The following is a 23,070-nucleotide window of genomic DNA, read 5'->3' on the forward strand; positions in this document are numbered from 1 at the left end:
CACTTATGTTAGCATAACTTCTCCACAAAAAATAACGGGGGTTGCCCCCCGTTTTTCGTCATTGTTCATCAAAATACAACAACTCATCGATTGCCTCGGCCACCTTTTCCCATTCTGTTTCGTCCTCAACCGGCTCCACCCGTTCGTGTCCCACACGGAAAAGGTAGGCATCCTCCTCACGGTCGTCCACTTCCTGCAGTACGGCGTAATGCTCCCCGTCCACTTCCACCTCGTGAACGATACGATAGACGGTTTCACCGCCGCCATCTTCATCGACCAGAACCAATTCCGGTCCGTATGCATTGCGGAGGGTATGAACCTCTTTACCCAGACGCGATTCCTGATGGTCCATACGCGTCAACGCCCCGCTTCATCTTCTTCGAAGTCTTCCGGTTCGGCCATGAAGGTGTTGAACACTTCCTCCACCATATCCCATTCTGCTTCTTCCTCGATGGGATAGAAGGTCAGCTTGTCATCCCCGTCCTCTTCATATCGAAAGGCGTAGACTTCCTGTTCTTCTTCATCATCCGTGTCCTCGTCCGCCGGGACGACCAACATGTATTTTTTACCCGTTTCGTCCTGCTCAAATGTGAACAGAATTTCAAACCGGTTTTCGTTCCCGTCCTCGTCTGGGATCACGATGAATTCCGGTTCATTTGTTTGATGAATGTTCATGATCAGGTGTCCTCCTTTGGGCATCCAGGTATCCCTGCAAGATCCAGGACGCCGCCATTTGATCAATCACGCGTTTCCGTTTCTTGCGGCTGACGTCCCCCGATATCAGCGTTCGTTCCACCGCGGTTGTCGACAAACGCTCGTCCCAGAGATGAACGGGGAGGGAGAAACGACGCTGGAGTTCCTCCGCTGCCGCCTGACACGCTTCGCCCCGTGGCCCGATCGAGCCGTTCATGTTGCGCGGCAGCCCCACCACGATCGCTTCCGCTTCATATTGGCGGACCAGCTCCCCGACGCGCGCCATCCAGTCAGGGGTGCGGGCACGGTCGATCACTTCAATCCCTTGTGCCGTCCAACCCATCGGATCACTCACCGCCACGCCCACACGCCGTTCTCCCACATCCAATCCCAATATACGCACCGATCGAATCCTTTAATGATCCGAGCGGGATTGTAAATAGTGTTTGACGAGCTCTTCAATCAACTCATCCCGCTCCACTTTCCGAATCAAGGCGCGCGCGTTTTTGTGACGGGGAATGTAGGCAGGGTCTCCGGACAGGAGATATCCGACAATTTGGTTGATCGGATTGTATCCCTTTTCTTTCAGCGCCTCATACACGACCAAAAGGATTTCATCCGGGTTGACTTCTTCCTGTTCCTCCCCCCGAAAGTCAAACTTCATTGTCTCATCCATAGACAATTTCACAACACCTCTTTTGTTTGGATGGGCCATTTGTACTCTTTACTTCGCCCCAACAGAACGGATTTCCTCTATTTGCTTATTGGGAAGCTTCCATCTGTTGCCGTACAAGATCCGGAACCAAACGGAGAGCATCGTTCAATTGTTCGGGTTTCTTACCGCCGGCCTGTGCCATGTCGGGACGTCCGCCGCCTCCACCGCCGCATTTAGCAGCCACTTCCTTGATCAGTTTTCCGGCATGCAACCCGGCATTCACATAGGAAGGTGTCACGGCAGCCACTAATTGTACTTTATCCCCATTGACCGCACCCAATACCACTACGCACTCTTTCATTCGGTTCCGCAAATCATCGACCATTTGACGCAAAGCATCCATGTCGGACACGGAGACGCGGGCGGCCAACACAGGGACACCGGCGACTTCCTGTACCTGATCGGTCAATTGTTGGGCTTCCAACCGGCCCAGTTTGGCCCGTAGCGATTCGTTTTCACGGCTCAATTCTTTGAATCGTGCCTGCAAGGCATCCAGTCGTTCCACCACTTCGGAAGGACGTGCTTTGAGCCGTTCGGCCGCTTCGTGTAAAAGCTGAAGCTGCTCCTCCAGGTAGCGGAACGCATGCCGACCTGTGACCGCTTCGATCCGCCGCGTGCCGGAACCGATGCCACTTTCGCTGACAATCTTGAACAATCCGATCTCACCCGTACGGTTGACGTGCGTTCCGCCGCACAGCTCCAAGCTGTAGTCACCAACCCGGACAACGCGTACGATCTCACCGTACTTTTCACCGAACAGTGCCATAGCCCCCATCGCCTTTGCTTCGGCGAGCGGTTTGTGGAATGTTTCCACTTCGGTGTTGGCCCAGACATGCTCGTTGACCAGCTGTTCCACTTTCCGGATCTCTTCTTCCGTCATGGCACCGATGTGCGTGAAATCGAAACGAAGACGATCAGGTGCCACCAACGATCCGGCCTGGTTGACATGTTCTCCCAGCACGTCTTTCAACGCCCGGTGCAACAAGTGAGTGGCCGTGTGATTCTTGACAATATCGGCCCGTTTGGCTTCCTCGATTTCCGCTGTTACCCTGTCACCTTTACGAATCACACCTTCTTCCACGCGAACGGTGTGCAGGTGTTCACCGCGGGGACCTTTTTGCACGTCTTCCACACGCAGGCGAGCGCTGTCACTGCGAATCCAACCCTTGTCAGCCACCTGCCCCCCGCTTTCCGCATAAAACGGCGTCTCTTCCAACACGACGATACAGGTTTCGCCCGTGCCCACCATATCGACCAACTGGTCGTCATGCACCAGCGCGGCCACGCGCGTGTCCGTCTGCAAACGGGTATAGCCAACAAAGGTACTCTCTACCTCCAACTCTGCGAGCGCTCCGCCCTGCACCTGCATGCTGTCCACGTCCTGACGGGCAGCCCGGGCTCGTTCGCGTTGTTCCTCCATCGCCCTTTCGAAGCCTTCCCGATCCACTTCCAACCCGTGTTCCCGAGCAAAGTCTTCGGTCAGATCCACCGGGAAACCGTAGGTGTCATACAACTTGAAAGCATCCTGACCGGAGATGCGGCCGGTACCTACCTCCCGGACCTGTTCCACCACCTGCGCCAAAATGTGCAGCCCTTCCGACAGGGTTTCCAAAAAACGTTCCTCTTCCCCACGGATGACGCGCTCGATAAACGCCTGTTTCTCCAGGGGCTCCGGATAGTAATCCTTCATGATCTCGGCGACAACACCGGTCAATTGATACAGGAACGGACGGTCGACTCCGAGCTTCCGCCCATAGCGCACCGCACGGCGCAACAAGCGGCGCAAGACGTATCCGCGTCCTTCGTTGGAAGGCAGTACGCCGTCGCCCACGGCAAACACGACGGTGCGAATGTGGTCGGCGATCACTTTGAGCGCCACGTCCGTTTCCTTGTCCTTGCCGTACTCCACCCCGGCTTCCCGGCACGTGGCCTGAATGATCGGCTGGAACAGGTCCGTGTCATAGTTGGTCGGCACGTCCTGCATCACCGAGGCCATCCGCTCCAGGCCCATTCCGGTATCAATGTTTTTCTTGGGCAGCGGAGTGTATGTACCATCCGGGTTGTGGTTGTACTGGGAAAAGACCAGGTTCCAGATTTCGAGATACCGCTCGTTTTCCCCGCCCGGATAGCACTCTGGATCGTTCGGATCACACAGATGCTCGCCGCGATCATAAAAAATCTCCGTATTGGGTCCGCTCGGTCCTTCTCCGATATCCCAGAAGTTAGATTCCAGTTTGACAATCCGCTCATCGGGGATACCCACTTTTTCCCGCCAAATTCGGTAAGCCTCATCATCTTCCGGGTGAATGGTGACCGACAGACGATCGGGATCCAACCCCATCCATTTGGGATCCGTCAGAAACTCCCATGCCCAAAGGATGGCTTCCTCCTTGAAGTAATCCCCGATCGAGAAATTGCCCAGCATCTCGAAAAACGTATGATGACGAGCTGTATACCCGACGTTTTCGATATCGTTGGTACGGATCGATTTTTGCGCGTTGACGATGCGCGGGTTGTCCGGTGTCAACCGGCCGTCGAAGTATTTCTTCAACGTGGCCACGCCGCTGTTGATCCACAAAAGGGACGGATCATCCACCGGCACCAACGAAGCACTGGGCTCTACTTTATGCCCTTTCTCTACGAAGAAATCCAGAAACTTTTTCCGTATTTCGGCCGCCTTCATTTGATTTCCCTCCTACGGTTGACTCGCAAAATACAAAAAACCCTCCCGTCCCAGGGACGAGAAGGTTTTCCCGCGGTACCACCCCGATTACCGCCCGCATGATGCTGACGGTCGCTCGTCATAGGATAACGGCTTTCGCCGGCAGGGTTTGCCTGCACTCGGGAACTGGCCGTGCACCTTCCACACCGGGAACGCCTTTCAGCCGCGGGCCTTCCTCTCTGAAACGGGGGAGTTAGTTCACTCGGTTCCGTCATCGCTTTCGATCATTTGGAAGATCATGCTCGTCCTTCATTATACTACACGAAACACGCCGATTTCAAACACTCATGAACTGCTCTCTTGTCAACGGTGAATCACATGACGGGTCACATGTTCGACGATCACCTTGCACACGGCAAAAAAGGGAACGGCCAATATCATGCCCCAAATTCCACCTACCTCTCCTCCCGCCAATAGAGCAAAAATGATCAACAGCGGATGCAGGTGGAGGGTACGTCCCACGATTTGCGGCGAAATCACATTACCCTCCAGCATTTGAATGACCAGATTGATAAGCAATACGGAGACGACCATCTTTTTGGAGATGGCCAAAGCGACTAAAATTGCCGGAATCGCTCCAAGAAACGGGCCCAGGTACGGTACAACATTGAATACCGCCACCGACGACGCCAGCAGGAGTGGGTACGGCAGACCGATCCACCGGTAACCGACGTATGCCAACACGCCCACGATCAGGCAGACCAACAATTGACCACGAATATAATTCCCCAACGCCGTATCGATGTCCCGAAACAAACGGAGAATATTTTTGTGATGACGCACGGGAAAGAAGGCCAACATGCTTCGTTCAATCAATTGTGTGTCCTTGAGCATATAAAAAGCGAGAAATGGAACCACCAACGCGATCATCACCTGGTTGAGGGTACTGCCGATGCCGCTCAACCAATTCCCAATCCCGTCGGCAACCGATTGTTCCAATCTGTCCAGCGATCGCTCGATCCCGATCTGTACACTGTGAGGCAATACTTGTTTGTTGTGATCGTACTGATCGATCCAGCTCCGGATCTGATCATTCCATTGGGGCAAATGTTCGGCCATCTCTTCCAGCTGCTGATCGAACATCGGAACCAGATTCATCACAACCACCACGATCGAAGCAATGAACAATGTGTAAATCAAGAGTACGGCCACCGATCGGGGGACGCCCCGCTCGCTCAGCATGGTGACAATTGGGTGCAACAGATAGGAGATAACCACAGCAAACAAAAAGGGAGTCAATACAGCCTTCAAAAATCCCGCCAGCCCTCGCAGCCACGGTCCGATCTGCACAAGCAAAAAAATGATGCCCAAGATCACCAATGTCAGCACGGATATGTACAAAGCCCGTTGTCGTGTGAGGCGCTCCACCGATCCCACCTCCCCGGGATCTCCTGATAACAGTATAGTACCTCGTCCCACAGAAATATGTATGACGATATGGAAAAGGTGGGACGTCCCTCTTCATCGAGAATAGGACGGTCCCACCCGGTATTTCGCCCTTCCCGTTCACGTCCAGCCGGGAAGGGTTGGCGGAGGAGGGAAAAGGACGGTTAACGGGCCCAGCGACGGACCATCTGTTTGCCTAAAACCTGCATAAAAATTCGACTCAGAGCCAAATTGGTGAGCATGCGCTTCAACGAGATCTTCTGCCAAATTCGGCCCATCCACCGCCTGCCGCGCATTGGAGCGATTCGGCCCGTCATACGGCCGGCAACCCAAGTGAGAACAGTGCCGACCGCCAAAGCGGAAAGGATTCGACGCATCATAGCCAATCCTCCTTTCCCCCTAAAGGGCGGCTTGATCGGATTCATCCAGGAACAGGTCATTCAGCGAACTGAGACTGCCATCTTCTTCCACCTGGAAGACTGCAGAAATCTCGTCGCCGGCAACTGTGAATTCGACAAAACAGTTCCAGCAATAGAACTGATTGGTGCCCACTTTGCCCAAATCATGGGAATTGCAGCTGGGACAGCGAAGCATGTTCTCCCCTACTTTCACTCATCCATTTGCCAACCGACGGCGGGGGCGATCAAGATCTCTTCCCCCCAAATCAAGGGGCACGGGGTGCGAAGGACTTTTCGTCCCTCCCGCCAATCGGACCACCAACCGTCGGACAGTTCATACCCTACCAGCGTTCCCGCATTTTCCAAAAAATAGACGTCCTCCACCATTCCCAATGCGTGTCCATGTTCCGTCATCACGGGTCGTCCACGCAATTTTCGCTGTCCCGTCAACATGCCCGTCCATCGCTGGAGCGCTTGAGATGAGGAAAAGGGGATCGGTTCGCTGTCTGCCATCACTGCATCTGTACCGATGGCACCAATCCGTTCGGAAGGGAGATACCGCCCGGTCTTAAATGCACCGCCGTCCTCCAGCAACAACCCGCACAGCCGTTGCATTTCATCAAACAGCAGGTCCCGGACGGTCCCCAAATGCCGACCCGTTTGCGCATGATACACCGGCAAACCGATGACATCTTGGGATTTTCGCAAAAGGAGTGCCTCCTTTCGCTTTCCTTAGTATGCATTTGCCCTCCGGGACCTACGCTGGGGGTTGATGCCAACGCCGCAACAATTCGACCAAATGGCTGTTGCGCTCATCCCCCCGAGTTTGCTGGGCACCGATGCGAATGGCTTCCCGTTCTCCGCACAAGATCAAATACGATTTACTGCGCGTCACCGCCGTGTAGATCAGGTTGCGTCTGAGCATTCGCCTGTAAGCGTGGACCACGGGGAAAATGACGATGGGAAACTCCGACCCTTGTGCTTTGTGGACGGAACAAGCGTAGGCCAATGAAAGCTGATTCAGTTGATTGCGTTTGTATGGCACTTCCAGGCGGTCGAACCGGACCCAACAGACCGGTTCGTCAGTCGCCGCCGTATCCTCGATCGCGATGATGACACCCATATCCCCGTTGTAAATGGGATGTTCCGGATGGTTCACCAGCTGGAGCACTTTGTCCCCGACGCGGAAAACGGTCTCACCCCAGGTGATTTCCCGGACGCCATCCCGTTTGGGATTAACCGCTTCCTGAATCGCCCGGTTGATGCGATTGACGCCGGCGGGACCTTTGTACATCGGAGCCAAAACCTGCACGTCAAACAGCGTATATCCTTTTTTGATGGCTTGCTGGTACGTTTGGAGCACCACATCGACGACTTGTTCCTGGGTACAAGGAAAAAAACGTCGATCCGGCATGGGGCGGACCAGATCGTCTGGGACTTCCCCCTTTTTCAAGGCGTGTGCCAACGTGATGATGGAAGAACCTTCTTCCTGTCGGAAGATCTCGGTCAGCTCCACACGTGGAATGTCCTCTACCTGCAACAGATGTTGAAGAACTTGGCCGGGACCGACAGAGGGGAGTTGATCCTGATCCCCTACCAACACCACTTGCATACCTTTAGGAATCGCCCGGAACAATTGGTTGGCCAACCAGATATCCATCATCGACACCTCGTCGACGATTAGCAAAGATCCCTCGATGGGATTGTCTGCATTTCGCTCAAAAAAGTCACCTTTCCATCCCAGCAGACGGTGGATCGTCATTGCTGGGAGACCTGTCGCCTCCGACATTCGCTTCGCCGCTCTGCCAGTTGGTGCAACCAGTCGGATCGGGTAAGGCCGATCGGTCCCTTCGTAAACGGCAGGATCAAGCGAGCACTCGTGCAAACGGGCAAACAGATGACAAATCCCACGTATGACGGTGGTCTTTCCGGTACCGGGTCCCCCAGTCAAAATCATCAGAGGGGAGGAAATCGCTTCCGTCATCGCATCCCGTTGCCGGTCGGCATACGCCACCCCCAGCTCCTCTTCCAACTCCCCGATCGCCCGATAGATTTCCTGTGCCGGAAAAGTGGGTATTTCCTGTTCCATCAACAGCCGTACACGCAAAGCGAAGCCGTGCTCCGCAAAATACAGAGACGGCAGATAGAAATGTCCTTCCGCTTCCACCAACCGTTCTTCCGCCACCATCTGATCCAACAGCTGACGGGTACGGTCATCAAACAGACAGGCGTCTTCTCCCAGCAGCTCCTTCACTTCTGCCAACAGCTGTTCCTGGGTCACGTATACATGCCCGTAAGTGTACGCAGCTTCTTTGACGGCATACAATACCGCCGCCTGAAAACGGGCAGGGGAATCCTGCGCCACTCCGGCTTGACGAGCGATTTCATCCGCCCGTCGAAAACCAACCCCTTCGACATCCTCAATCAACCGGTACGGATTTTCACGCAGGACGGCCATTGTCTCTTCTTTGTATGTCTGTACGATTTTCAAGGCCAAAGCGGGCCCGATCCCGAACTCATATAAATACACCATCGCCTGTTCCAATGCCTGATTCTCCCGGATGTTATCGGCGATGGTCCGGGCCCGTGCCGAAGTCACCCCCGGGATATCCGCCAGAATATCCGGGTTGGAGCTGATCTTCTCCAGTGCCGCCGGCCCGAGATGTTGGACGATTTTTTCCGCCGTTTTCCTGCCGACACCGGGAAAAAGTCCGCTAGACAGATATTTGACGACGGCTTCTTCGGACTGGGGCCACTCCTTTTTCACCCGCTGAACCTGAAACTGCCGTCCATATTTGGGGTGTTGCACCCATTGACCGTAGCAGGTCAATACTTCATCCGGATGCGGGCGAAACAGATGGCCCACCACGACGGTTTCCGATTGATCCGTCAGCTCCGAAGCTTCAAGGATTTTCAACAGGTACACCCCGAAGCCGTTTTCTTCATTGTGGTAGATCTCCTGGATGACGGCACCTTTGAGATACTGTTCTCCCCAAAGGTCGAGCCCGGATTGTTGCATGCTTTATCGCACCTCTTGCCGAACAACCATTCTGATACCAGTATAGTGGGTAAAGAATGCCAAAAGCCAGAGAAAAAGCAAACTTTTCATCACAAGTTCGCAAAATACAGCATTATTCCCATCCGTGATCCTGTTGCAGCTGTTTCACAATGCTCTCCATCGCGCATTCAGGGGAGCAAAACTGCTCGGGTGCTTCCACTCCGCTTTCCATTCCCCATTCCTCCCGCAGAGGGTCCCCAGGGTCGAATTCAAAACTACATTGGATGCAACGTTGCGTCTGTCGAACGGAATCCAACGTCTCTTGCACATATTGCACCGCTTCCTCATCCGGCAACTGAAATCCGTCTTGGATGAGGGCAAACATTTCTTCCCGGCTGTGAGCGAAGATCGGGTCCTGGTGTTTGTAATGCGTCGGACTCCACAATCCCCATCGGCCGTCGGACAAATGGATCAGGTAATAATCGGGCGTCAACATCTGCGAAGCCCGTTTCAGCAATTCATAGGAACGAAATCCCAACTCCGCCGCCAAATTGTCCAACAAGGCACTGTCGATTTCCTGTAGGACTTCTTTCCAATCGATATTGTCCAGGGTTGATTCCCAATCGTCCATTCCGTTGATGACATCTCCATCTTTTTTCATCACTGGTTCTCCTTTCCCTGTTTTTTTGGATAAAAGAAGTGTTTCGCCGCAAAGGCGAAACACTACGACTGCTGACAAAGTGGTCGAGGTTGTATCTGATGAGTCGGGCCCTTCACTTTCCCGGATGCTTCACCTGCGCCCTGCAAGGAAGCTGATCTTGTCCGCTCCGAACCGGGGAGTGAGAACGCGCAATGTTTACAGGAAATGGCCTGCGAATGAATTCCTGCGCATTCCGAATCGAAGCTCGGGAGCTGGTCAGTCGCTCTCCAGGGAAACGTCGCGTCTGATCGATTTGCCAGACACATGACAGGAAGTCGGACCCGCTCACCTCTCCGTGAGAAGGCGGACGACGCGGGCGACCGTTTTTGCGGCTTCTGTCACCTGTTCAACCGTATTGCCCCAACCGAAACTGAAACGGATTGCAGAACGCAAAAGCTCATCGGGCAAGCCCATCGCTTTCAACACGTGAGAGACCTCCAGTGTTCCCGATGTGCAAGCTGAACCACTCGAGCACGCGATCCCTTCCAGATCCAGGTTCATCAGCAGGGTCTCGGTTTCTGCTCCAGGGAAACTGACATTGAGCACATGAGGCAGATAATGTTCCGGGTGCCCGTTGACGACAAAAGAGATGCCCTCCTGACGCCACGTTTCCAACATCGCTTCCCGGCAGCGTTGCGCTGTGTCGCGATGTTCCTCCCGGTTGGCCATCGCCAGTTCAGCCGCCTGACCGAAGCCGATGATTCCAATCACATTTTCCGTGCCAGCTCTCCTTCTGCGTTCTTGCATACCGCCGTGCATTTGCGGCTGTATTGGCACCTTTCGCCCGATGTACAACGCACCTACACCTTTGGGCCCGTTGATTTTGTGACTGGACAACGAGAGCAGATCCACCGGCAGCTTGCGCACATCCAGCGGTTCCGATCCCAGCGCTTGAACGGCGTCCGTATGAAACCAGACGCCCCACTCTTTGGCGATTTGACCGATCTCCTCGATCGGTTGCAGGGTGCCCACTTCATTGTTGCCGTACATGACACTGATGATGGCGGTACGGTCATCGATAGCCCGCTTCAACTCCTCGGTCTGCACGCGCCCATGTCGATCCACCGGTATATAAATGACCTGAAACCCGTTTCTTTCCAAATAATGACATGTGTCCAACACGGCATGATGCTCCACCGTCGTGGTGATGACCCGATCTTTTCCTTTCTCCCGCATGGCCATCGCCACACCGATCAACGCTAGATTATCCGCCTCTGTTCCCCCGCTGGTAAAGATCAGTTGACCGGGTTCAGCATGGATGGATGCCGCCACTTGATCACGAGCACGGTCAATCGCCTGCCGTACGGTCCGACCGTAAGCGTGGATACTGGAGGGATTGCCGAAGTGGTCTTCCAAAAAAGGAAGCATCGCTTCTTTCACTTTGGGATGGATCGGCGTCGTCGCCGCATGGTCCAAATAAATCGACATCGTCTTCACCTGCTGTTTTATGTTTTAAATATAAAACATATAAGCGTCGCTTTGTCCATCCGAGGTGAAATGGATCAAGTCGGCCAACGTCGTGTTGTCCAACACGTCGGCAATCGCATCCCGAATGCGTTTCCACAAATCTCGGCGGGCCGGATCGTCCTCTTCGGAAAACTCCACCGGAGAGATGGGTCCCTCCAAAACGCGAATCACATCCCCTGCCGTGATCTCCTCCGGAGGCCGTGCCAGTATGTATCCTCCATACGCCCCGCGCACACTGCGTACCAAACCGGCATTACGCAAGGGAGAAATCAGTTGTTCCAAATAATGCTCCGACAGCTGATGGCGTTCGGCGACACTTTTCAGCGATGTCGGTCCTTCTCCGTATCGCCGGGCCAAATCCATCATGATGGTTAATCCGTATCGTCCCTTGGTGGACACTTTCACCGAATCACACCTCTTCCTCGTTTCTGTCCCATCTTCACTCTCCCCAAATTGTACCGAAACTCGCCAAATCCGTCCAATCTGCTTCCATCGTACTTTTTGCTTATTCTTATTATGGTCCGATGTATGAGATCTTAGTGTATATCTACTTAGAGGAAGATGCCCCTGATTTTCTTCAGCTCAGTCGGCTTTTATTCGCCTAGGCAGCTTTGAATCAAATACGCCCTGTGAATGGAACCGAAGTTGATCTAGAACGCTTGTTCTTGTACCCTGTAATCAGGAAGATGCAGAGAATTGAAGAGGAGAAGAGCAATGGACCTGTTTGAATACGGACGACAAAAGGAATCGGAAAAACGCGCCCCGTTGGCCGCCCGCATGCGGCCACGCACATTAGACGAAATCGTGGGACAATCCCATATCATCGGCAAGGGCAGGCTGCTCCGCCGGGCTATCGAAGCGGATCAGCTCAGCTCACTCATCCTGCACGGTCCGCCCGGAACCGGAAAAACCACGTTGGCCCGCGTGATCGCCAATACCACCAGTGCCCATTTCGAACAGATCAACGCGGTTACAGCCGGTGTTTCGGATATCCGTCGCCTTATTCAGGAGGCAAGAGAGCGACTGGGGATGTATGGGCAAAAAACGGTGCTGTTTATCGATGAAATCCACCGGTTCAACAAGTCACAGCAAGATGCCCTGTTACCTTCAGTTGAAGACGGCACCATCATCCTGATCGGAGCGACAACGGAAAATCCGTCTTTCGAAGTCAATCCGGCCTTGTTGTCCCGATCGCGCCTCTTTCAACTGCGGCCGATAGGGGAAGAGGATCTGATGACCCTGATCCGTCGGGCGTTGGCGGATGAACACCGCGGATTGGGCGCGTACCGTGTTGAAGTAGAAGAAGCTGCTTTGCAGCACATTGTGCGGATGGCGGGCGGAGATGCACGCAATGCCCTCAATGCCATCGAACTGGCCGTCCTCACCACCAATCCCGATGAAGACGGTGTCCGGCGCATCACACTGGATGTGGCGGAGGAATCCATCCAGCGAAAAGTGATCCGCTATGACAAAAGCGGGGATCAACATTATGACACCGTCTCCGCTTTCATCAAGAGCATGCGCGGTTCTGACCCCGATGCCGCATTGTATTATCTGGCCAAAATGATCCAGGCCGGTGAAGATCCCCGGTTCATCGCTCGTCGGGTGTTTATCCATGCGGCGGAGGACGTGGGAATGGCTGATCCGCGCGCGCTTTTGATCGCCTCGGCGGCAGCACATGCGGTTGACTTCATCGGTATGCCGGAAGCGCAAATCCCGCTGGCGCAAGCCGTCATCTACATTGCCACCGCTCCCAAAAGCAATGCCGTCGTACGCGGAATCAATGAAGCGATGGATGCGGTGAAAAAGGAATCGCGCGGGGAAGTCCCCCCGCATTTGCGGGATGCCCATTTTCCTGGCGCCAAAGGGCAAAATCGGGGCATCGGCTATCGATATCCGCACGATTATCCGCGCGGTTACGTCCCCCAACAATATTTACCGGACGAACATGTCGGCAAAACGTTTTATCACCCGACCGATATCGGTTATGAAGGGAAGTTGCAACAGTTTCTTCGTTGGATGAAAGGAGAGTCGGGAAAGGGGACGGATCGGGAAAATTGAAAGAATGTGGAGGTAAATCCTTGGAAGATCGATGGGCTTCTTCCTAAGAGCGATAGATGGTATTCGCTCGTCTCAGACGCGTCGCGCTTCCATCTGCTCCAGCAAGCCAAATACCTGCTTCCAACTGGTGATGCGCGGTAAATCATGGGGGTAATCCCGATTGTACACCGCGTCGACGATAACAGTCGGAATTCCCGCCTCCACCAAACGGTCCAGATGTTGCGGCGCATCCTCAAAAAACAATTCGATGCCGAGACGCCGGGCCACTTCTGCCTTGTTCTGCGCGCTCATAATCAGATTCTCCCCATTGTAGGGGAAACCATGCTTTTTTAGCCACTTTTTTGTGATATCCACAATATGCGGCTTCCCCGGACGTGCGGTGATGAAGTGGATCTCGTGTCCCTGTTGCTGCAACTGGGTCAAAACCTCAGCCGCATCGGGAAGCGGAACGGCCAAGGAATAGATTTTGTGTTCCAGCTTGCGCCACAGGTGGGCGCCTTCTTTTTTACTCAAACCGTAAGCTTTGTCCAAGTGAAACTCCTTGATATCCTCCCGTTTCACCTTGCGGTTGAGTGCTTCGTTATATACCTGGACAGCGGCCGATTGGGTATCTTTGATGGTCCCGTCGATGTCGATGCCGATTTTCATCTTCCCCCTCCTCGTCGCAGCGATCACATCGTTCAGTCTTCCCCGGAATCAAGAAACCTATAAAATAAAAAAAGAGCCCCATTATGCCGTGGCTCCCTTAGTTTTGAACCTGCTCTCTCGCAGGTGGGTGCCCTGCGCCTGAGTTCACGGGTCCTCTCACCGGAGGCTTCCGCTCCCCCAGACGACACCGGGCTCCCTTTTGTAATGGTGTTGGCTCAAAACTTTCGGTGGTTCACGTACATCGCAGGGCTCTTGTTGTGCTTATATGTTATCACAGAGTTTCCCCTTATTCAAGCATCATTCTCCCTAGAGCGTGTCTGGTGAATACTGTCCAAAAGCATTTTCCGGCTCGCTCCACCTGCGCCCTGCAAAGAAGCAGGTCGTGGCCGCTCCGACCTGGAGCCCAGGACGCAGGCAATGTACGCTTCGCTTAGAGAGAGTTGACCCGCGATTTCATTCCTGCACTTTCCGGGTCTTCGATCGGCCAGGGTTGGAAGTCACTCACTTGGGAAAACAATTGCTCCCTCACGGATTACCAGACACGCCCCAATAGAGATGGCATGGCCGGACATACCCTACTCTGCCTTTTGGGTCGCTTCTTCCCGCACCGTGATGTGCAATTCCTCCAATTGCCGTTCATCGACCGGAGAAGGTGCTTCTGTCATCAAGCAGCTGGCACTGGCCGTTTTCGGGAAAGCGATGCAATCCCGCAGGTTGCTCCGACCCGCTAACAGCATCACCAAACGATCAAATCCGAATGCGATGCCGCCATGAGGCGGTGCCCCATATTCAAAGGCTTCCAGCAAGAAACCGAATTTTTCCCGCGCTTCTTCCATAGACAGACCCAACGCTTCAAACATGGCCTCCTGTACTTCCCGACGGTGGATCCGTTGGCTGCCCCCGCCGATTTCATATCCGTTGAGCACCATGTCATACGCTTGCGCTCGAACGCGACCCGGGTCGGTTTTCAACAACGGAATGTCCTCTTCCACCGGCATGGTGAAAGGATGGTGCATCGCGTAATACCGTTTTGTTTCCTCGTCATATTCCAACAACGGAAATTCGGTGATCCACGCGAACCGGTATACGTTCGGGTCGATCAAGTTCAGATGTTTGCCCAGCTTCAGCCGTAATTCGCCCAATACCTGGGCCACCACCTCTGGCCGGTCGGCCACGAACAGGAGCAAGTCCCCCTTTTCCGTTTTGGTCGCCTCGCGAATACGGTCCCATTCATCCTCGCTCAGGAATTTGGCGACAGGACCTTTGCGTCCTTCCTCTTTTACCGCCAGCCAGGCAAGACCCTTGGCTCCCAGCTGTTGCGCCGTTTCGCCCCAGCTGTCGATCTCCTTGCGACTCCAGCCCGCACATCCTTTGACATTGATCGCTTTGACCTGGCCGCCTGCCGCCACGGTGGAGGAAAACACCTTGAATCCGCTGTTTCTTACGATATCCGACAAGTCGACGAGTTCCATCCCAAAGCGCAAGTCCGGTTTGTCCGAACCGTATTTCTCCATCGCCTCCCGATAGGTGATCCGCGGGAAGGGGCGTTCCACCTCCACTCCGATCGTTTCACGGAACAGCGTCGCCACCATCTCTTCCATCATCTCCAGGAAGGCTTCTTTCGGCAGGAACGACGCTTCGATGTCAATCTGAGTAAATTCGGGCTGCCGGTCCGCCCGCAGGTCCTCATCTCGGAAACAGCGGGCGATCTGGAAGTACCGCTCCATCCCCGCCACCATCAAGAGCTGTTTGAATAATTGAGGTGATTGGGGCAACGCATAGAATTCACCAGGATGTACCCGGCTCGGGACCAGATAGTCGCGTGCGCCTTCCGGTGTACTTTTGGTCAATATGGGCGTTTCCACTTCGATGAAACCGCGCTCGTCCAGGAAACGGCGCACCACCTGCATCGCACGGTGACGAAGGATCATCGCTTGCTGCATCACCGGCCGCCGAAGATCGAGATACCGATATTTGAGCCGTACCGGTTCGTCCACGTCCACCTGGTCTTGAATGACAAACGGCGGTGTTTTGGCCGGGTTGAGAATTTCGATCTCCTCGGCCTGCACCTCGATTTCCCCAGTCTCCAGCTTGGGGTTGACCGTCTCCGGCGAGCGGTTGATCACTTTTCCCTTGACCGCCAATACGTACTCGCTCCGGACCTTTTGGGCAATTTCCACAGCGGCGGGCGAGGTTTCCGGATTACAAACCACTTGTACCAATCCGGAGCGATCGCGCAGATCGAGGAAGATCAATCCGCCGAAATCGCGTTGTTTGTGAACCCAACCGTTGAGGACGACTTCCTGGCCCACATGTTCTTTTCGCAATTCACCGCAATGATGCGTCTTATGCATGCTTTCCATCCTGTGATCCCTCCTACCGCTTGCTTCCCTGGCGGATGTAGTCGACGAATTGATCCAGGTTGACCGTTTCCTGTTCGCCTGTGGTCATATCTTTGACCACGATCTGGTTTTGTTTCAGTTCCTCTTCACCCAAAATGGCGACAAATCGGGCGTTCATCCGATCCGCCGCCTTCATCTGCGCTTTGAGTTTCCGCCCCAGATAATCCCGGTCTACCGAACAGCCAGCCTTGCGGAGCGATTGCAGGAGTGTGACCGCTTTTTCTTGGGCCTCATCTCCCAGCGTGACCAGGAAACAATCCAGACTTCGATCCAGCGGTAATGTCACGCCTTGCTCCTCCAACGCCAACAGCACGCGCTCCAATCCGGTGGCGAAGCCGATGCCGGGTACGTCACCACCGCCGAATTCCTCCACCATGCCGTTGTAACGTCCGCCACCACCGATCGTTGATGCTTGCGCACCCAACCCTTCCAACATGTATTCAAACGCCGTCCGGGTGTAATAATCCAATCCGCGTACCAGCCGGGGATTGACGGTGTAATCGACGCCCAGCAGATCCAGGTGCCGTTTCACCGCTTCAAAATGCGGCGCACATTCGTCGCACAACACGTCTAACACAGCTGGAGCGTCTTCGGTGATCTGCCGGCAGGTCTCGTTTTTGCAGTCCAGGATGCGCAACGGGTTGCGCTCCAATCGCGATTGGCAGTCCCGGCACAACTGGTCTTTGTGCGGTGTGAGATAAGCCACCAGTTTCTCCCGATGCACCGGTCGGCATTGAGGACAACCGACGCTGTTCAGGTGAACGGTGACGCCCTTCAGTCCCACGGACTCAAAAAAATGGGCACCGAGCGCGATCACTTCGGCATCCGTTCCGGGATCATGTGAACCGAAAACTTCGAGACCGAACTGGTGAAACTGACGCATCCGTCCCGCCTGTGGCCGTTCGTACCGGAACATCGGTCCGATGTAAAACCACTTGGTCGGTTGGGGTTGGCCATACACCTTGTGTTCCACGAACGCCCGTACTACGGCCGCTGTCCCTTCGGGGCGCAGGGTGAGGCTGCGTCCGCCCCGGTCTTCAAAGGTGTACATCTCTTTCTCAACAATATCGGTCGTCTCACCCACTCCGCGTTGAAACAACTCGGTGTGTTCAAAGATCGGCGTGCGAATTTCGGAAAAATGATAACGCCTGCACACATCGCGCGCTTTTTCTTCGACGTATTGCCATTTCTCCACTTCTCCCGGCATAATGTCCGCCGTGCCGCGTGGTATGCGTACGTTCATCGGTACTGCCTCCTTTTTCTCGATCCCAATAAAAAATCTCCCGCCACTGACGATGCTGTCAGGGACGAGAGATAGGTATTCATACCATCACCCGCGGTGCCACCCTGTTTGAAGACACCCGTCATCAACGGTGCGTCTCCCACTCGAAGCCGATATAACGTTCGGCAAACGTTCGGGTCTACTGTCCCCAACGGGAGTTCGCCCCGAAACCTCCGGGTGTCATTCCCCGCCGCGTGACAGAAGGACGCTTCCAGCCAAGGCGCCCTCTCTCTGACTGCCCGTTTGACGGGTACTTGTCCCTTCATCGATGTTGACTGTGTCGGGTTTTCCTCAGGTATATCCGAACCACTCGTTCGATTAGCAATAGATTTTAATGGAATGGAAACGGCTTGTCAAGAGATCAGCTGTGAGTATGGGAGTCGATCACGAGAAAGTATCGGCAACGCTCTTTCCCCACGTTTTGAAACCGGTGTGGCACATCCGCCTCAAAGTACAAGGAGTCCCCCGCGGTAAGCCGATATGTGGAAGAATCCAGCGTCACTTCCAATTCTCCCTCCTCCACATATACTACCTCCGTCACGCCGGGTTGGTGGGGCGGGAACACACCGGTATCCCTTCCTTCCGGGAGCACATTCATCACCAGTTCTACCCCTTTTGACGGAAACGCCGGTGACAACACATGCCGTTCGATCCCCGTCTCCTCCTCCCGGTATACGGGACGTCGGTGCTTTGGGATGAGGATCGCCTGTCGTCGGGGTTCCTCCCCCAACAGCTGAGACAATGTGACATCCAGCGCTTCCGCAATCCGACAGGCCACCTGTACAGTGGGATTTTTCATGCCGCGTTCGATTTGGGACAGCATGGACGGACTGACACCGGATCGTTGTGATAGCGTATGCAGGGAAAGCCCTTTTCTCATGCGGTGATGGCGGATGTTGTCTCCCAACGACACAAATCTCATTCCTTTCGAATCATTGCATGGGGATTGTATCTGATAATAAACTATTATACACTATAGCAAACGATTCCAAACAAGGTGGGAGAAAAACAGATGAACCGTCCGGTTGCCAAAGGGATGTTTTACGGTGGAATCGGTGTGGTCAGTTTCAGTCTCACGTTGCCTTTCACCCGCGTGGTTGTCGCCTATTGGCCTCCTGTTTTCGTCGGTCTGGCTAGGGCGGTCATCGCAGCGCTCCTGGCTGGCATCCTATTGTGGATCAAGCGGACCCCTCTTCCAAAAAGCGGTCAATGGCAACCGCTTTTCGGCGTTGCCCTCGGTGTCATTATCGGTTTTCCTGTTTTGAGTGCATGGGCTATGACCCGTGTCCCTTCCTCCCACGGTGCCGTTGTTTTGGCTTTGCTGCCGTTGGCGACAGCTGGTTTGGCCGCGTGGCGGGCAGGAGAACGGCCATCCCGACTCTTTTGGGTATGTAGTGCGGGCGGATGTCTGATTTTGTTGTGGTATGCATGGCACGATTCGGGATTGGGTGGATGGAGCACCGCAGACTGGGCATTGTTGGGGGCCGTCTTGTCCGCCGCTTGGGGATATGCGGAAGGTGGAAAACTGTCTCGCGAGATGGGTGGCTGGCAAGTCATCAGTTGGGCACTGGTTCTTTCGTTTCCGATGCTCATCGTTCCGACGGTGTGGATGATCGTACCCGGAATGATGGACGTATCCCTGCGCGTATGGGGGGCGTTTTTGTATCTGGCGGTGGTGAGTCAGTTTCTCGGTTTTTTCTTCTGGTACACCGGGCTGGCTCAAGGCGGCATCGCCCGTGTGAGTCAACTGCAATACCTGCAACCGTTTTTCACGATTTTGTTTTCTGCGCTGATGCTGGGGGAAATGATCACATGGCAAACTGCCATCGCAGCGCTGGCGGTCGTCTTGCTGGTCGCTTTCGGCAAACAAGCGGCGAACTCCCCTTCCGGACAGAAAGTCCATCGCGATGCCGATCTCGGATGAGGGGAAATCACCGCTTGTAACAAGGAATTGGCGTTACAGAGTGTTTTCTCGTGTTTCATGTTGGAGCGAGTTTCCGATCAGTTCATTTGGAGTGATCAGTGACCAGACCACTCTCAAGAGAATGGAAAAATCGATCCCGTCAAGCGTGCAACAGCTTCCAAGCGCCGTGTACCAGTGCGTTCATCCCGATTACCAATGCATCCTCATCGATGGTGAACCGCGGGTGATGGTGCGGGTACACGGCTCCCTTGTCAGGGTTTCCGGCACCAATGAAGAGAAAAGTTCCCGGAGTCACTTGTTGATAAGCTGAAAAATCCTCACCGCCCATCGACGGCTTCACCCGTTCGATCACGTTTGTCCCCAGCGCTTCGACAACCGCTTCTTCCACCGTACGCGTCACCATTTCATCGTTGATCACCGGATGATACCCGCGCTCAACTCGCAGTTCGTAATCAGCACCGTGCGCAGACGTGACACCGCGGATGACTTGCTCGATCCACTCAGGCGCCATCTCACGGAGCGCAGGGTCGAAAGTGCGGACCGAACCAACAATCTCCACTTTGTCTGGTATAATGTTGTGCTCCGTTCCTGCATGAAATTCGGTGATGGAGATCACCAACGAATCCAGCGGATCGGTTCTCCGGGACACCAAGTGTTGCAGATTGGTCACCGCCTGGGCGCCGATGGCGATAGCATCGACCGTTTGATGCGGGGCAGCTGCATGTCCGCCTTTTCCTTGGATGGTGAGACGGAACAAATCCGGCGCCGCCATCATCGGTCCATACGCCACACCCACTTTCCCTACCGCTAACGGTGTCCACAAATGGACGCCGACCACGGCATCCACGCCTTCCATCACTCCTGCACGCACCAACTCACGTGCACCGCCAGGAAACTTCTCTTCTGCATGTTGGAACAAAAACCGCAGCTCCCCGGTGATCCGATCAGCCATCTGCGAAAAGATTTTGGCCACACCCAGCAACATGGCCGTATGCCCGTCATGCCCACACGCGTGCATCACGCCCGGATTGCGGGAAGAGAACGGCACACCGCTTTCCTCCTGGATGGGTAACGCGTCCATATCCGCACGCAGGGCGACGATTCTACCGGGCTGTTTTCCGATCAGCCGAGCCATCGCGCTTGTCGGTGTCGGTCGGTTAACGATCAACCCGGGAAAAGTTTGCAACGTCTCATATACGAACCGGGATGTCTTCTTTTCTTGAAACGACAACTCCGGATATTGATGCAAATGTCGACGCCAAGCGATTACTTCCTCCCGCAACCGCTCCACATCTTGGGAAAAGCGACCGGATAGGGTGGTCGACATAATCACTCCCCCTTTTCACGAATCATTTTTATTTTCTACCTATTTTAACAGAAAAAAGCCGCTGCCAGGAAGCGGCGAGGCTGTTGATAAGCCATCTTTTGTCTCAAAATGACAATAGTAAGGAAATACCTGCTTGGGTAATCTACGTTCCAAATCAAATACACCCTTTACCATCCAATTCAGTTCATCAAACTCTTTATTTTCTCTGACAAATAATGTTTCTAAGCTCACTTTCCCCATCTAAACATGCTAGTTTCTGTGGTGATGGGATGTAATGCGCTGTCGGAAATATTCCTGTCGATGAAAAAGCCTCACCGCTTTCAGGAAACGGTGAGACTTCAGCTTACCCCCGGACAGCCATTCGTTCCCCGTAGGCGTCGGAGAGGGCGCGCAATTTTTCCGGGATCATCGTCCCATACGTATCGATATAGGCTTGTGGTTCTTTCGGATTGGACCAGCGGTTTACCTTGGACGTTCCCGGCGGGATGATTTTGCTTACCGCCCCGCATCCCAATCCGATGATCGTGTGCCGCTCTTCCATGATGATGATGTTGTACAGACTTTCATGGCCGGGCAATGCGTAACCGACGTTTTCCTGATTGCCCAAGATGTTTTTCTGCCGATATAAATAATATGGGACGTACCCCTCCTGCTTGGTCCACTCCCGGGCGAGGTTGACCATATCGGCTACTTCGTCCCGTTCTGCCACCCGATATTTGCGTTTGTTCTGCGTCATGGTGGAACCGCGTTTAAATGACAATGTGTGTACGGTGAGCGATTCGGGCCGCAACTGTTCCACGATGCGCAAGTTTTCCCGGAACGTCTCCAAACCTTCTCCGGGCAAGCCGATGATCAGATCCATATTGATGTTATTCATGCCCATTTCCCGGGCCAGTGCGAATTTGGTCAGCGTCTCTTCCACCGTATGGTGACGGCCGATGGCCTTCAATGTTTCGTTCCGGAAACTTTGCGGGTTGATGCTGATCCGGTCGACTTGCCACTTCTTCAGCACATGCAGTTTTTCTTCATCAATCGTGTCCGGACGACCTGCTTCCACCGTCCATTCCCGTACACCTTCAAACGCACGGAACGTCCGCTTCATCTGAGAAAACAACGAATCCAATTGCTCCGCGGAAATGGAGGTGGGCGTACCCCCGCCGAAATACACGGTCGTAATCGGCAATCCCTGCTCGTTCAACCAATCGCCTACCGCCGCAATCTCCTCGTGAAGGCCCTTCAGAAACGCATTGACCGAGCCGTTTCGTCCCTGGATCGCATAGGCAGGAAAGGTGCAGTACGCACACTTGGTCGGACAAAACGGGATGCCAATGTAAAGACTGACTTCCCGATCCAGCTCGTACAGATCCGGCAATACAGCCAGCTGCCGGTCGACGATCTCCTCCAGCAAGGCGATTTTCTCCGGCTGGATCAGATACTCCGTCTGCAAGAGGCGACGGATTTCTTCCTTTCCATGGCCGGCCAACATCAGCATGTGGAACAGTTTCGTGGGGCGCACGCCGGTCAGAATCCCCCAAGGTTGCACCACACCTGTGGCTTCCTGCAATACACGCAACCAAGCATGATTGATCGTCTGTTTCACTTTTTTGCGACGATCCCGACCGGTAAACGTCGGTGGAACCTGTTTGGTGTGTGCCGCCGACCAACGTTGCCCGCCATCCGGGTCCACCATCTCCACTGCCGCCGCCACGGTATCGCCGCGATCCTCCACCCGGATGGCCAGATCGATATCCGGCCGCTGTTCCTCGTCTGCCACCACTTTTGCCTCACCGAAAAACAGTCCAGCAATGAGTTCAATATCCCGATGAAAGGTGTCATCCACCCCAAATACGCGAATCCGTTTCATCTCGTTCGCACACGCTCCCGTACTCGGTATCGTGCACGTTCCTCCTTTATCTCACCATTTCCGTCAATCTTCCCTCAGTCTAGCTGAGATAACGGAAGAAATCAATTCATTCGGGTCAACGGCATCGATGCGGCCTCGACAAAACAGACGATAAAGATAGGAGAGCCGATCGACGGTCAACCTCACTCGCTTCCGTGGGTGGATGCGGATGGTTGATCGGGTCGGCGGAAAGATGCTGACATCCTTGTTCGGATACCGCACCCACTTTGGGCGACCTGCGCAAAGCGATCCCTCCTTCCTGAGTGATCGCCTTTAATGTGCCCGGTTCGCCAAAAAAAGATCGACAGGTGGAAAACCCGCCGATCATTGAAAGGGAGAAATGGGACAAGTCCGTTCCGGCCCGGTGGCATGCAACAAAAAAGCCGGTTGTCCAGAAGACTGAACTGAACCCCAAAAAGTAGACATGAAAAGAAAAATACCTAA

At 54.3% G+C, this 23,070-nt stretch carries 22 protein-coding genes, 1 other RNA gene and 1 other annotated feature; of the genes, 2 read left to right on the plus strand and 21 right to left on the minus strand.

The annotated features are described in order from the left end of the window. Positions 1–58: 58 nt before the first annotated feature. From NWF35_RS05360 to cymR, 13 genes are all read right to left on the minus strand, one after another. Entirely contained in the window at positions 59–352 is a 294-nt protein-coding gene (locus NWF35_RS05360; RefSeq protein ID WP_301238059.1) for a DUF1292 domain-containing protein, read from the minus strand. A gap of 5 nt (positions 353–357) precedes the next feature. After that, a complete protein-coding gene (locus tag NWF35_RS05365; RefSeq protein WP_301238060.1) occupies positions 358–675 on the minus strand; it encodes a DUF1292 domain-containing protein in 318 nt (105 codons plus the stop codon). Next, the gene (gene ruvX, locus NWF35_RS05370) at positions 653–1,096 is read right to left on the minus strand and encodes a Holliday junction resolvase RuvX (protein WP_301238061.1); all 444 of its coding nucleotides are present in this window, start codon (positions 1,094–1,096) and stop codon (positions 653–655) included. The genes NWF35_RS05365 and ruvX overlap by 23 nt, the downstream gene beginning before the upstream one ends. A 12-nt stretch (positions 1,097–1,108) precedes the next feature. Beyond that, a complete protein-coding gene (locus NWF35_RS05375) occupies positions 1,109–1,408 on the minus strand; it encodes an IreB family regulatory phosphoprotein (protein ID WP_301238062.1) in 300 nt (99 codons plus the stop codon). A gap of 46 nt (positions 1,409–1,454) precedes the next feature. Continuing rightward, positions 1,455–4,091, minus strand: coding sequence for an alanine--tRNA ligase (gene alaS, locus NWF35_RS05380; RefSeq protein WP_301238063.1), 2,637 nt, complete (start codon positions 4,089–4,091; stop codon positions 1,455–1,457). A gap of 342 nt (positions 4,092–4,433) precedes the next feature. After that, positions 4,434–5,498 carry an AI-2E family transporter gene (locus tag NWF35_RS05385; protein WP_301238064.1) on the minus strand — a complete coding sequence of 355 codons (1,065 nt, stop codon included), beginning with the start codon at positions 5,496–5,498 and terminating at the stop codon, positions 4,434–4,436. Between the two features lie 182 nt (positions 5,499–5,680). Further along, entirely contained in the window at positions 5,681–5,896 is a 216-nt protein-coding gene (locus NWF35_RS05390) for a hypothetical protein (RefSeq protein ID WP_301238065.1), read from the minus strand. 19 nt (positions 5,897–5,915) lie between these two features. Next, entirely contained in the window at positions 5,916–6,110 is a 195-nt protein-coding gene (locus NWF35_RS05395; RefSeq protein WP_301238066.1) for a YrzR-like zinc ribbon domain, read from the minus strand. A 14-nt stretch (positions 6,111–6,124) separates the two neighbouring features. Continuing rightward, positions 6,125–6,622, minus strand: coding sequence for a PRC-barrel domain-containing protein (locus NWF35_RS05400; RefSeq protein ID WP_301238067.1), 498 nt, complete (start codon positions 6,620–6,622; stop codon positions 6,125–6,127). 49 nt (positions 6,623–6,671) lie between these two features. Further along, on the minus strand, positions 6,672–8,933 hold the full coding sequence (gene recD2, locus NWF35_RS05405) for an SF1B family DNA helicase RecD2 (RefSeq protein WP_301238068.1): 2,262 nt from the start codon (positions 8,931–8,933) through the stop codon (positions 6,672–6,674). 112 nt (positions 8,934–9,045) lie between these two features. Further along, positions 9,046–9,573 (minus strand): hypothetical protein, encoded by a 528-nt coding sequence (locus tag NWF35_RS05410; protein WP_301238069.1) that lies wholly within the window; start codon positions 9,571–9,573, stop codon positions 9,046–9,048. Positions 9,574–9,897: 324 nt separating this feature from the next. Beyond that, complete coding sequence (locus NWF35_RS05415; protein ID WP_301238070.1) at positions 9,898–11,040, minus strand: cysteine desulfurase family protein; 1,143 nt, start codon at positions 11,038–11,040, stop codon at positions 9,898–9,900. Between the two features lie 24 nt (positions 11,041–11,064). Beyond that, positions 11,065–11,484 (minus strand): cysteine metabolism transcriptional regulator CymR, encoded by a 420-nt coding sequence (gene cymR / locus NWF35_RS05420; RefSeq protein WP_301238071.1) that lies wholly within the window; start codon positions 11,482–11,484, stop codon positions 11,065–11,067. A 309-nt stretch (positions 11,485–11,793) separates the two neighbouring features. Between cymR and NWF35_RS05425 the strand changes: the two genes are divergently transcribed. After that, a complete protein-coding gene (locus tag NWF35_RS05425) occupies positions 11,794–13,140 on the plus strand; it encodes an AAA family ATPase (RefSeq protein ID WP_301238072.1) in 1,347 nt (448 codons plus the stop codon). Between the two features lie 72 nt (positions 13,141–13,212). Here the strand turns inward: NWF35_RS05425 and NWF35_RS05430 are convergent, their stop codons facing one another. From NWF35_RS05430 to NWF35_RS05450, 5 genes are all read right to left on the minus strand, one after another. Further along, positions 13,213–13,788 (minus strand): 5' nucleotidase, NT5C type, encoded by a 576-nt coding sequence (locus NWF35_RS05430; RefSeq protein WP_301238073.1) that lies wholly within the window; start codon positions 13,786–13,788, stop codon positions 13,213–13,215. A gap of 71 nt (positions 13,789–13,859) precedes the next feature. After that, positions 13,860–14,041: non-coding RNA, 6S RNA (gene ssrS, locus NWF35_RS05435), on the minus strand. A 322-nt stretch (positions 14,042–14,363) separates the two neighbouring features. Continuing rightward, positions 14,364–16,151, minus strand: a complete 1,788-nt coding sequence (gene aspS / locus NWF35_RS05440; RefSeq protein ID WP_301238074.1) for an aspartate--tRNA ligase — start codon at positions 16,149–16,151, stop codon at positions 14,364–14,366. Positions 16,152–16,164: 13 nt separating this feature from the next. Then, positions 16,165–17,433, minus strand: coding sequence for a histidine--tRNA ligase (gene hisS / locus NWF35_RS05445; protein WP_301238075.1), 1,269 nt, complete (start codon positions 17,431–17,433; stop codon positions 16,165–16,167). A gap of 57 nt (positions 17,434–17,490) precedes the next feature. After that, positions 17,491–17,747, minus strand: a binding site (T-box leader). 86 nt (positions 17,748–17,833) lie between these two features. Beyond that, entirely contained in the window at positions 17,834–18,385 is a 552-nt protein-coding gene (locus tag NWF35_RS05450; protein WP_301238076.1) for a helix-turn-helix domain-containing protein, read from the minus strand. 99 nt (positions 18,386–18,484) lie between these two features. Between NWF35_RS05450 and NWF35_RS05455 the strand changes: the two genes are divergently transcribed. Next, complete coding sequence (locus NWF35_RS05455; protein WP_301238077.1) at positions 18,485–19,396, plus strand: DMT family transporter; 912 nt, start codon at positions 18,485–18,487, stop codon at positions 19,394–19,396. Positions 19,397–19,535: 139 nt separating this feature from the next. On the opposite strand, the gene NWF35_RS05460 is transcribed toward NWF35_RS05455, so the two are convergent. The 3 genes from NWF35_RS05460 to NWF35_RS05470 all read right to left on the minus strand — a co-directional run. Further along, the gene (locus tag NWF35_RS05460) at positions 19,536–20,723 is read right to left on the minus strand and encodes a M20 family metallopeptidase (RefSeq protein WP_301238078.1); all 1,188 of its coding nucleotides are present in this window, start codon (positions 20,721–20,723) and stop codon (positions 19,536–19,538) included. 343 nt (positions 20,724–21,066) lie between these two features. Then, the gene (locus tag NWF35_RS05465; protein ID WP_301238079.1) at positions 21,067–22,587 is read right to left on the minus strand and encodes a coproporphyrinogen III oxidase; all 1,521 of its coding nucleotides are present in this window, start codon (positions 22,585–22,587) and stop codon (positions 21,067–21,069) included. A 115-nt stretch (positions 22,588–22,702) separates the two neighbouring features. Next, positions 22,703–23,070: hypothetical protein (locus tag NWF35_RS05470; RefSeq protein ID WP_301238080.1), on the minus strand; the 368-nt coding region annotated here is incomplete at its 5' end.

Origin of the sequence: Polycladomyces subterraneus (assembly GCF_030433435.1) — a bacterium.
GTDB lineage: Bacteria > Bacillota > Bacilli > Thermoactinomycetales > JIR-001 > Polycladomyces > Polycladomyces subterraneus.